At 72.0% G+C, this 10,802-nt stretch carries 8 protein-coding genes; 5 read left to right on the top strand and 3 right to left on the bottom strand.

The features are described 5' to 3' along the window. Window positions 1-3,061 (bottom strand): sacsin N-terminal ATP-binding-like domain-containing protein (locus ACY5KJ_RS08315; protein ID WP_462203109.1); only part of this gene is annotated, 3,061 nt, incomplete at its 3' end. Window positions 3,062-3,259: 198 nt separating this feature from the next. Between ACY5KJ_RS08315 and ACY5KJ_RS08310 the strand changes: the two genes are divergently transcribed. The 3 genes from ACY5KJ_RS08310 (at window position 3,260) to purM (ending at window position 7,049) form a co-directional block, all read left to right on the top strand. Beyond that, window positions 3,260-4,072: a sterol carrier family protein gene (locus tag ACY5KJ_RS08310; RefSeq protein WP_462186988.1), complete on the top strand. Its 813-nt coding sequence runs from the start codon at window positions 3,260-3,262 to the stop codon at window positions 4,070-4,072. A 248-nt stretch (window positions 4,073-4,320) separates the two neighbouring features. Next, window positions 4,321-5,943, top strand: coding sequence for an amidophosphoribosyltransferase (gene purF / locus ACY5KJ_RS08305; protein WP_462186987.1), 1,623 nt, complete (start codon window positions 4,321-4,323; stop codon window positions 5,941-5,943). After that, on the top strand, window positions 5,940-7,049 hold the full coding sequence (gene purM / locus ACY5KJ_RS08300) for a phosphoribosylformylglycinamidine cyclo-ligase (protein ID WP_462203108.1): 1,110 nt from the start codon (window positions 5,940-5,942) through the stop codon (window positions 7,047-7,049). The genes purF and purM overlap by 4 nt, the downstream gene beginning before the upstream one ends. 252 nt (window positions 7,050-7,301) lie before the next feature. Here the strand turns inward: purM and ACY5KJ_RS08295 are convergent, their stop codons facing one another. Both ACY5KJ_RS08295 and ACY5KJ_RS08290 read right to left on the bottom strand, forming a co-directional pair. Beyond that, complete coding sequence (locus ACY5KJ_RS08295) at window positions 7,302-7,508, bottom strand: DUF3073 domain-containing protein (RefSeq protein ID WP_011434572.1); 207 nt, start codon at window positions 7,506-7,508, stop codon at window positions 7,302-7,304. Between the two features lie 348 nt (window positions 7,509-7,856). Further along, on the bottom strand, window positions 7,857-8,927 hold the full coding sequence (locus ACY5KJ_RS08290) for a Glu/Leu/Phe/Val family dehydrogenase (protein ID WP_462186984.1): 1,071 nt from the start codon (window positions 8,925-8,927) through the stop codon (window positions 7,857-7,859). Between the two features lie 223 nt (window positions 8,928-9,150). On the opposite strand from ACY5KJ_RS08290, the gene ACY5KJ_RS08285 reads away from it, so the two are divergent. Together ACY5KJ_RS08285 and bldC are read left to right on the top strand one after the other, a co-directional pair. Then, on the top strand, window positions 9,151-9,981 hold the full coding sequence (locus ACY5KJ_RS08285; protein ID WP_462186996.1) for a hypothetical protein: 831 nt from the start codon (window positions 9,151-9,153) through the stop codon (window positions 9,979-9,981). A 153-nt stretch (window positions 9,982-10,134) separates the two neighbouring features. Beyond that, window positions 10,135-10,341 carry a developmental transcriptional regulator BldC gene (gene bldC / locus ACY5KJ_RS08280; protein ID WP_006540950.1) on the top strand — a complete coding sequence of 69 codons (207 nt, stop codon included), beginning with the start codon at window positions 10,135-10,137 and terminating at the stop codon, window positions 10,339-10,341. Window positions 10,342-10,802 lie beyond the last annotated feature (461 nt).

The raw sequence follows: 10,802 nt of genomic DNA, 5'->3' as shown, positions 1-10,802 counted from the left end.
GCGGCGGGTCGAACCGCCCGTCGTGGGCGGAACCGTCCGGCGCCGTCAGGACCCGGGCCACCGCGTCGACCGCGGCGATGTACAGCGTGCGAGCCGCGGGCCACGGTACGTCCCGGTCGGCGTCGCCCAGCCGGTCGAGCAGGTCCATCACCGCGCCCAGGTCGCCGAGGACGTCCTCCAGCGTCAGCCGGCAGCCGAGGTGGCGCAGGAACTCGTCGTCGACCCCCGGGAGCGGTGCCGCCGGCGCGAACAGCCCGGTGAGCAGGGGGTCCGCGTCGGGTAGGACGAGCTCGCCCGGAGGCAGAACCCTGCCGTCCCGGTGCGCCGGGTGTTCCGCGGAGTGGGGCGCCCGGCCGTCGCCACCGACGGGCAGCACCGCGTGTCGCGCCAGCCACCAGCGCGTATAGGACGGCTCGGGGGCGAACACGACGTCCCGCAACGGTGGTCGGGCGAGCTCGGCGAGCGCCTCGGGCCAGGCGGCCCGGTCGACGAGTTCGAGGTCGCGTACCGCCGCGAACACCCCGATCATGGCGGGTGCCGGTGGCCCGCCGGGAGGCGGCCGACGCAGGTTCGCCGAGCCGCCCGGCGCACCGTGGTCGTCCGCCGTGACGTCGTCAACCCAGGTGTCGCTGTCGTCGAGGTCGAGCAGGATCTGCTCGTCGGGATCCAACGGCAGGTCGTGGGCGTGCAACACCCCGAAGGTATGCAGCACACCGACCTTCGCCAGCACCTCGGCGGGCCAGGCCCGCGCGACCTCGGCGCTCAGGGTGCCGAAGGGTGCGTCCTCGGCGAGCACCCGATCCAGGGGGCCTCCCTGGATCAGCAGCTCGCCGGCCGGGGTGAAGCCACCGTCGCCGTCCGGCAGCAGCAGCTCGTCGAGCCAGCTCAGGTCGGCCGTGGACTCCTCGCTCGCGTCCCGGGCCAGCGCCAGCACCGCGTTCGCCAGGGCGGTGAGATCATCGGGATCGTCCTCCGGATCGGCGTCCAGGACCGCCTCGCGTACCGCCGCATCCCGTAGGACACCCGCCGGAGTGCCCTCAAGCGCGCCGAGGGTGCGCAGGGCATCCCGCGCCGCGTCCTGGGCGCAGGCGTCGGGATGTACGACCCGCAGCGGCAGCCCCGATCGGGCCAGCGCGACGATGTCGAGGTCGGCGGTGGGCAGCAGGGTCCCACGCGGACCGGTGACCATCCGCGTCCGCAAGGCGCTGGACCCGGCTGCGCCGCTCGGCTCGGTGCCCTCCCAGGGCGCGGGAACCTCCGCGACCGGTACTGGAAGCGCGCCGAGCGCGTCCCGGTCCGGCGCCCCGACCAGGAGCGGATAGAGACGTCCCCACCAGTGTGGCGGGCGGGACACCCCGGAGAGCAGCTCGACCAGGGCGGCGCTGTCCACCCGTCGAACGCCCAGGGTGGAGAGTGCGGTACGCCACCGGCGGGCAGCATAGGCCGCCGGGAGCAGGCCGGGAACCTTCCCAGCGACCTTCGCCGCGACCTTCGCCGCGACGGTGTCGTCACCATCCGGACCCGCCCCGTCCGTGCCGGCGATCTCGGCCGGGTCGGTCCCGGTCCAGGAGGAGCGCAGCAGCTCGGTGACCGCATCGGTCGCGGGGCCGAGATCGCAGACGGAACAGTCCCGGCCACGCAGACCGCCGGGCAGTAGCGCCGCGTCCGGGAGAAGTCGGGTCAGCGCGTCCCGTAGCCTGCCGTCGACCTCGCCCACCGGCAGCCCCGTCGGCACGAGGGCCAGCGCGGCCAGCGGGTCGCCAGGCGTCTCGTCTGGATCTCTGCCGGCGTCTGGATCCCTGCCGGCGCCCAGGTATTCGGCCAGCGCCACGGTGGCTGCGCTCAGCTGATCGGTGAGCCAGTCCCGTAACGGACCCGATACCGTGTGTCGACGCGAGGGATCCAGTGGCAGCTCGACGCTCGCCAGGATCGGCAGCGAGATCGGTTCGTCCGTCGGCTGAGGTGCCCGCACGACCCGGGCGACGCCCTCGGGCCATCCGCCGTCGCGGACCATGACCCGGGCGGTGAAGCGGTTCCGGCCGCGCTCCTCTACCGGGCGGTCGGCCAGCAGGCTGGCCGGGATCATGCCGCTACGGGCGATGCCGCGCCATCGCTCGCCGTCGAGATCGCCGTCGAGCTCGGCGATCTCCACACGCGTCGACGTCGCGCTCGACGCGGGCTGGGATGAGCCGCCCCCGCGGATCCATCGACAGGTGATCGTTCGAACGGTCCCGTTGACGTCGACCACGATCTCGCTGGGACCGCCGAGGACGAGCGGCAGGGTCGGATCGAGCCCGGCCAGCAGATCCCGGGCCGCCGTGGCCGCCGCGACGTCCCGCAGCGGGAGGCGGACCACGGTGTCGTACCCGTCCGGCGGTGCAGGCGGCGCGGGAAGATCGAACGGTAGCCGGAGGATGGGTACCGCCCCGTCGCGCCGGGCCAGTTCTTCGGGCAGGCCCGGCGCCGGCGCCGGCGCCGTGGTGCCGGCGCCGCCGCCCACCCCCGCGGCCGTCACGGCCTCGATCACCCTGCTCTTCGACCAGGTGACTCCGGACGCCCCCGCGCCCGGGCGGGACCGGGAGACGATCGAGGGATCGTCGCTCACCGCGAGTACCGCGGCGAATCCGGCGCCGAACCGCCCTACCGACGTGGTGTCCCGTTTCGCCGAGGCACGCAGGGTCGACAGCGCCTCCACCCCCGCCGGGCTCAGCGGTGCCCCCGTGTTGGCGATCTCTAACAGGCCGCCGGGACCGGCGCCGGTCTTCGAAACATCAGGAGCATCCGGGGCAGCTAGAACGTCCGGTGCATCCGACTCCGAAGCGGAGGTGCGCAGCCGCAGGTACACCCGGGCCGGGACGCCGGCCTCACGCGCGGCGTCGACCGCGTTCTGCACAAGTTCGACGACGAGGCGGTCGCGGTAGGCGCCGAGAGCCGCGTCCTCCTCGGCATTGGCGTCTTCCCGGAAGCGGGCCGGGGAGGCGGCCCAGGCGTCAAGAACCCGCTGCCGGATCGCGGCGGTTCCGTACTCGTCGGCGGGAGCGCGCGGGATCGTCACTGGCACCCGTCCATACTCGTCTTCCCGCCCGGCAGGGCGGGGGGTCGGGTCCGGCACACCGGCGCGCGCGGACGGCCGGATACGACCGCGTACCGGTTTGTACTGGGTGGTATCTGGTGGTACCGGTTTGTATCTGGTGGTACCTGGTGGTACCGGGCAGGATGGGATACCCGGCCGGGACGCGGTGCCGGGCAGGATGGAGGGATGCCACCCCGCGGACGCCGCCAGGATCCCCTGGCGACCGGTACCGAGCTGGCCGCGACGTTGGCGGACCAGTGGCAGCGGATCGTCGATGCGGTGAGTGTCCTGCCCGACGGGACTCTCGGGGCGCCGAGTCCGCTGCCCGGCTGGATGGTCGGCGACCTCGTCCTGCACGTCTCCCGCTCCGCGACCGCGCTCACCGAGGCCCTGGCCCCCGCGGTCCCGGCGTCCCGGCGCACGACGGATCTCGTCACGGCGAGGGATCTCGTCACCGCGAGCGGCTACCTGACGGGCGCCGGAACCCGGGCGGAGGCCGTCGCGGACACCGCCCGCTCGCTGGCGGCAAACCGTGGGCCGGCCGAGATCAGAGGCCGGCTGGCCGGCGAGGTGTCGGCCGCGGTGGCCGCCATGGCCGCGGCGACTCAGGAAGCGGTGGTCCCGACGCCGGGCGGCCCGATGCGACTGGCGGAGTTCCTGCGCACCCGAGCGGTCGAGGCGGTGGTGCACGGCCTCGAGCTAGGCGTCACGCCGGCCCGGGGGGCGCTCAAGGCGGCGACGAAGGTGTTCGCGGAGATGTTCGCCGAGCGGGCACCCGGACGCTCGGTGGAACTGCGGGTGCCGCCGTTCACGGCCGTGCAGATCGTCGAGGGTCCACGCCATACCCGGGGCACACCGCCGAACGTCGTCGAGGCCGAACCTGTCGCCTTCGTCCTGCTGTGCGCGGGCCGCCTGCCGTGGGCCGAGGCGGTGGCCGACGGCCGGGTCGCGGCCAGCGGCGAGCGCGCCGACCTCAGTTCCTACCTGCCCCTCCTGTAGGTGCGGGTTGGCTGGGCCGGATGATCTACCAGGGACGATCTGGTCCGTCCGGGGCATGCGCGCACAACGGCCGATGCGCGTCCTCACTGCTAGCGTGGTGGGAGGTAGCTGCCGGGGCGAGGCGGTGGTCGGAGTGGTCGGCGCGTCTCGGCACGTCGGCGGACGAGCCCGGCACCTCTATAGTCCCGCATGGTCCCGCGCGAGATCGTCCGCATTCTTCGGTATCCCTGACCTGTCGAGGAGTCCTGGTGCCAGACGTCGCACCCCGCTTCGGCGCCATCCCCGGATGGGAATCCGACCTCTCCGACGAGCCGGGGCCGCGTGACGCCTGTGGTGTGTTCGGGGTGTGGGCGCCCGGCGAGGACGTGGCGAACCTGGCCTACTACGGCCTGTACGCGCTGCAGCACCGCGGTCAGGAGGCCGCCGGCATCGCGGCCGGGGACGGCCGGACTGTGGTGGTCTTCAAGGAACTGGGGCTCGTCGCTCAGGTCTTCGACGAGGTCACCCTGTCCAGCCTGAGCGGCCATGTGGCGGTCGGCCACACCCGGTACTCGACGACGGGCTCTTCTACCTGGGAGAATGCCCAGCCGTCGTACCGCACCGCCCGCTTCGGCGGCCCCATCGCGCTCGGGCACAACGGCAACCTCACCAACATCGTCGAGCTTGCGCGGACGCTCGGCGCGGAGCGGGACCGCCTGCGGGCGACCACCGACTCGGACCTCATCACCGCCATGCTCGCCGACCATCCCGGCCCGACCCTCGTCGACGCGGCGATGGACGTGCTGCCCCGCCTGACCGGGGCCTTCTCGCTGGTCTTCTCGGACGCCTCGACGCTGTATGCCGCCCGGGACGCGCACGGGATCCACCCGCTCGTGCTCGGCCGGCTCGACGGCCATCCCGACGGCGCGTGGATCGTCGCCAGCGAGACGGCTGCCCTCGACATCGTCGGCGCCACTCTCGTGCGGGAGATCGTTCCCGGTGAGCTGGTCGTTATCGACGCCGAGGGGATGCGTTCTCGCACGTTCGCCCGGCCCGATCCGCACGGCTGCCTGTTCGAGTACGTCTATCTCGCCCGCCCGGACACGTCGATCGCCGGACGCTCCGTGCACGCCACCCGGGTCGACGTCGGCCGGCAGTTGGCCCGCGAGGCGCCGGTGGAGGCCGACCTGGTCATCCCCGTGCCGCAGTCCGGGGTACCCGCCGCGGTCGGCTACGCGGAGGAGTCGGGCATCCCGTTCGGCGAGGGCCTGGTCAAGAACTCCTATGTCGGGCGCACCTTCATCCAGCCCTCGCAGACGATCCGGCAGCGCGGGATCCGGCTCAAGCTGAACCCCCTGCGGGACGTGATCGAGGGGCGTCGCCTCGTCGTGGTGGACGACTCGATCGTCCGCGGCAACACGCAGCGCGCGCTGGTGCGCATGCTGCGGGAGGCCGGCGCGGCCGAGGTCCACATCCGGATCTCCTCGCCGCCGGTACGGTGGCCCTGCTTCTACGGCATCGACTTCGCGACCCGCGCCGAGCTGATCGCCAGTGAGGCGGGCATCGAGGAGATCAGAACCTCTCTCGGGGCCGACTCGCTGGCCTACGTCTCGTTGGAGGGCCTCATCGAGGCCTCCCGCCAACCGGCCGGCACGCTCTGCCGGGCCTGCTTCGACGGCGTGTACCCGGTTCCGCTGAACGATTCTGACAAGCTCGGCAAGCATCGGCTGGAGGCGACGGGCGGCGCGGAGACCACCGAGGACATGATCACCGAGGCGCTGCGGCGCGGCGTGACGCTGGGCATGAACGGTGCCGATCTCTCCCCGGACAACCACGACGCCGAGCCCGAGCTTGAGCCCGAGCCCCAGCCGGCCGGGGTGAGGCCCGCATGAGCGGTGGATTGAACTCGTACCGGGCGGCCGGGGTCGACGTGGCCGCGGGCGAGCGTGCCGTCGAGCTGATGCGTGGTCACGTCGCGCGCGCCACCCGGCCCGAGGTCGTCGGTTCGCTCGGCGGATTCGCCGGCCTGTTCGCGCTGGACACGGCGCGGTACCGCCGGCCGCTGCTCGCCTCGTCGACCGATGGTGTGGGTACCAAGATTGCCGTTGCCCGGGCCCTGGACACGCACGGCACCGTGGGTATTGATCTGGTCGCCATGGTCGTCGACGACCTCGTGGTGTGCGGCGCGGAGCCGCTGTTCCTGCTCGACTACATCGCGTGCGGCTCCCTGGTCCCCGCGCGCGTGGCCGAGATCGTCTCCGGCATCGCAACCGGCTGCGAGCAGGCGGGGGCGGCGCTGGTCGGCGGGGAGACCGCCGAGCACCCCGGGCTCATGGGTAGCGACGACTACGACCTGGCCGCGACGGGGGTCGGGGTCGTGGAGGCCGACGACGTGCTCGGGCCGGAGCGAGTCCGGCCCGGGGACGTGGTGGTCGCGATGGCATCATCCGGCATCCACTCCAACGGCTTCTCGCTCGTACGGCATATCTTGTTCGGTCCCGTCGATTCTGGCCAGCCAGGTGGGATTCCCGAGACCGCGCGGGAGGATCTGGAGTCATACGTCCCGTCCCTGGGGGGCACGCTGGGCGCGTCCCTGCTGGTTCCGACCCGCATCTATGCCCGGGACTGCCTGGCGCTGGCCGCGGCTGTCGAGGTGCACGCCTTCGCCCACATCACCGGCGGCGGTCTCGCGGCGAACCTCGCTCGGGTCATCCCGCCGGGCCTGCTGGCCACGGTGGACCGGGCGTCGTGGTCAGTGCCCCCGATCTTCGGTCTGCTCGCCGAGCGCGGCGGGGTGACCCAGGCGGACATGGAAGCCACCTTCAACCAGGGAGTCGGCATGGTAGCGGTCCTGCCGGCCACCGCGGTCGCCGACGCTCTCGCGCTGCTCGCCGCGCGGGACGTGCCGGCCTGGGTGGCAGGGGAGGTCGGCGCGGCGGGCGCTCCGGAGCCAGCCGGCGCGGCCAGAGCTCGGCTCGTCGGCCGGCATCCACGCTGAGACGGCCCCTCCGGGGGCAGCACGTCCGGGCAGGGCAACCCCCTGGGCAGGGCAACCCCCCGGGCAGGTTGGGCAACCTGTCCGGGCAGCCTGGGCTGATCAGGAGTGAACTGGCGAAGAAGCATGCAGCGCAGCCAGGATCACGGCAGCACGTTATGGCGGTGGGAGCCCGGGTCTGAGCCCGGACGACCACCATCGGCGACGACCACCGCGGTGAGCCTGCCGCGGTGAGCGACTACCGAAGCGACGCTGTCAGCGGGAGGAACGTCGATCGTCCTCGTCGTCTGCGTAGGCGTCGTATCCGTAGTCGTCATCTACGTACGAGTCGTCGTTGTTGTTCTCGCGCGTCGAGCCCGCGCCCAGATCCGCCTTCAATCGGTCGAGATCCATAGTGGGCGAGTTGTACTTGAGCTCGCGGGCGACTTTCGTCTGCTTGGCCTTAGCTCGGCCGCGCCCCATGGCTCGACCCCCTCGAACATGACGACGGGGACCCGCCCCGGTGCTCTCACTGTCTCGTGCTTCCCGAGACTACAGGGACCGGAGGCTTCTCGGCACCCCAACCCGACAGTTGCCTGTCCCCGGACAAGGTGCCCGCGATCGGAAACGGTGTATGAACCCGCTTGTCCGGTGGGTTCGATCGGGGATATCTGCTCGTCCCCGCCGTCGGCGGCCCGTTTGACGGGGCCTAGATGTGATCATCGTCACCTGTCCCCGTTGACGTTCAGGCCTCCGCCGGGCGGGTGATCGTTCCTGGTGGCGGGGGTGTGCCTCGCCCCCACGGTGTGCTTCGCCCCACCCCGGTCGGCATCAGGGCAGCAGGATCCCCCGCAGGCGTCCCACGTCGGTCATGCGGCGTTCGGCGAGCCGCTCCGCGGCCTCGGTCGGGGTCACCCCCTCAGCTTCGGCGAGGCGGAACACCTCCGAGGTGGTGTCGAAGATCTGCGCGGCCCTGGCCCGGGCCCGCTCCGGCGAGTAGCCCTCGATCTCGTCCGCGACCTGGATCAGGCCGCCGGCGTTGACCACGAAGTCGGGGGCGTACAGGACTCCGGCGTCGGCAAGCTGCCGCCCGGCCTCGGGCTGCGCGAGCTGGTTGTTGGCGCCGCCGCAGACAACGCCGGCTCGCAGCCGGCGGACGGTCTCCACGCTCAGCGCTCCGCCCAGCGCGCAGGGGGCGTACACGTCGACGTCGAGGTCGAGCAGGTCGTCCGGGTCCGGCACGGTCTCGGCCGCCGGGAACTCCACCCGCAGCCGGGCCAGGGCCACCGGGTCCACGTCGCCCGCGACCACCGAGGCGCCGCTGTCGAGGAGATGCCCGACGAGCCGCCGCCCGACCTTGCCGACTCCCGAGACCGCGACGCGGCGCCCCGCCAGGCTCGGCGTTCCCCACCGGTGCCGGGCGGCGGCGCGCATGCCCTCGAAGACTCCGTAGGCGGTCAGCACGCCGGAGTCGCCCGAACCGCCGTGCGCCGGTGACCGTCCGGTCACCCACCGGGTTTCCCGGGCGATGATGTCCATGTCCGCCACGTAGGTACCGACGTCGCAAGCGGTGATGTACCGGCCGCCCAGTGAGGCGACATGGCGGCCGAAGGCGCGCAGCAGCGGCTCCGACTTCGCGACGGCCGGATCACCGATGATGACGGCTTTGCCGCCGCCGAGGTCCAGCCCGGCGCAGGCGGCCTTGTAGGCCATCGCCCGGGACAGGGCGAGGGCGTCCGCCAACGCGACCTCCTCGTCGGCGTAGGGGTGGAAGCGGGTACCGCCCAGCGACGGCCCCAGCGCCGTCGAGTAGACGGCGATGATCGCGTGAAGACCCGAGGGACGGTCCGAGCACAACAGCACCTGCTCATGGTCACAAACGGCGCTGAACAGGGACGACATGGCGCACCTCTCTCCTCGGGGCCTCCGTGGGGCACGCGGCCCCCACCGCCCTGATCCCGCGCCGCGGGCCGAACCACCCGCGCCGCGCCCAGGGCCCGCAGATCGTGTCCTGGCGAACCCTACGGCGCCGGTAGGCCGGACGGCTTGTGTGCGGACGTGCCAGGATCCAGGGCATCCGCGTGGGTGTCGTCGGTCGGATCGCGCGCGGTACGTGGGTCCTGAGGTGCCCGTCGTCTCCCCCGCGGCGTATCTGCGGGTGTACGAACCGCTCGCTGCCTTTCCCGCGGCCGAACGTGGCCGCTGGCAGCGTTACGCCGCCGCGGGGCCGCCGTCGCGCCGGGCCGGTTCCCGCCGGGAGCGGGTCCTGGCGCTAGTCGCGACCGTCCGTCCCACCCTTGACGTCGCCGACGAGTCGGCCTTCGTCCAGTGGATCGACGGTCTGATGTTCGTCTGTCCGTGGTCGACCCAGCTGCGGGTGTGGCAGGCGGCGCTCGAGTTCCGCGGCCTGATGCCCGACCGCGTCGCGGAGGCGTTCCTGCCACGGCGGATCATCGAGCCGGCCGAGGTCGAGCTGGACCGGTGGAAGGCCCGCCGCCCCGCGCTCAAGGTCCACGTGCAGACCTGTACCTGGATGGTGCCACCGCCGTGGTTCCTGCTCTTCGACCCGGCCGAACGGTCCCTGGTCACGGGGGACACCGCCGAGCGGTCCATGATCTACCGCACCACGATGAGCCTCGCCAGACGGCGGGCGGGCCGGGCGGTGGAGGCGGTGGAGGCGCTGCGGGCGAGCTCTCCGGACGCCCCGGGAGTCGAGGGCGTCGGCGAGCTGGCCCGTTGGCTGGGGTCCTTCCATCCACAGAGCAGGGTCGAACTGGACTACGACGGGCTAGTTGACCTGCTGGACGATGACATGCTTCGGCGCGACAACTCTGTAGAGGACATCGTCGAGGCTGTCAGTGCGTTACGCCGTGGGCGAACAGACCTAGCGGTCGAAGCCTACGAACGAGTCCTGATGAGGTGGAGGCCCCTGCAGGCACGGGAATCCGCGAGCTGATCGGCGCATTCTGTTAACTGAGAGTTGCCGCCCGCTTCGGACGAGCTGTGACTAGTCAGTAGATGGTCCTGACGTGCCATGTCCGAAATGCCCCCGAAGGATGCACGATCTGTATGGGACGGAGCGACGCTCTGTGACGGGAGGCCAAACGCAATGACGACACGAACGCCAGACGCTGAGCCGCTGCTGACGCCCGCCGAGGTTGCCACGATGTTTCGGGTGGACCCGAAGACCGTGACCCGGTGGGCGAAGGCCGGAAAGCTGACGTCGATTCGGACCCTGGGCGGCCACCGCCGGTACCGAGAGGCGGAGGTGCGTGCCCTGCTGAAGGGAGTTCCGAGCATCGGAAGTGACATCTAGGTTCGCGCCAACCTGGCGCGTTGCACGAGCCCCCTCCTCTCCTCGGGTACGGGTCCTCGGGTGCGGGCCGCACGGCTGACAGTGCGAGGGCGTCGGTCGTGAGTCCCGCGGAATAGGGCCGAAGGTCTCGAGAGCGGTTGATCGTCCCGTATCGGACGACAGCCGGAGGCTGCGGTATCACCATCGGGCCGCTGATGGAGGGGTAGATAGATCCAGGCGTCGGGTCGTCCGGCATGTGGGTGAGCCCATGCGTCGGGGTCCTGTCCCGCCGACGTCCCGCGTCAAGGACCACCTCCGCACCGGGAGGGCGCTGGGTGGACCTGCTGGGGAACCGGCGGACGGCTGTTACGGTTGTCCGCCGGTCTCGTCGCGCTGGGCCGAGGCACTGGACGGACAGCCGAGGCACTGGACAGCCGAGAGGCTGGACAGAGATCGCTGGACAGAGATCCGAGCTGCCCGGA

This window comes from Frankia sp. CcWB3, from assembly GCF_977927595.1.
This window is presented reverse-complemented; position numbering and strand designations above follow the sequence as displayed.